We start from the raw sequence: 470 nt of genomic DNA on the forward strand, positions 1-470 counted from the left end.
GCAGCCTCCGGCATTGCTCAGCCTGCGCTTGTCGAATTCACTACTGGGCGAGATACCCGATCTGCGCCGACCAGCCGGACGACGTCGTCGCCGCTGTCCGGCTCAACCAGGTCCGTCCGGTAGGGCAAGCGGCTGCCCAACTGTGCTCGGAGGATATCGATCGCGTCACCTGCCAAGTGCGATGCTTTCATTCTGGCTGCCTGGATCTGGGAAGCCAGTGTTGCAGCAAGGGTCGATGCGTGTTGGCGGCCATTGGCATCCAGGCGCTTGTTGAAATCTTCCTTGCCTTCTGCGATAGCGGGCTCGTGCACGTTGCCCTTCAGCGCGATCGACAACGCCCGCGCGGATCTCTCGAGCGCCACGTCATCGCGCCCACGCTTGGGTTCGAAGGCTTGCGCCACGGCGATCATGATGCACACTGAAGTGGGGCCGTCGCCGGCCTTCCAGTGCCGGTCACGCCAGGCCTTCAG

General features: G+C 63.6%; 1 protein-coding gene. It reads right to left on the minus strand.

The features are described from left to right. Nucleotides 1-17: 17 nt before the first annotated feature. Nucleotides 18-470 (minus strand): hypothetical protein (locus AC066S_RS39220; RefSeq protein ID WP_478271964.1); only part of this gene is annotated, 453 nt, incomplete at its 5' end.

The sequence above is a fragment of the Bradyrhizobium sp. CFUWI genome (assembly GCF_056429085.1).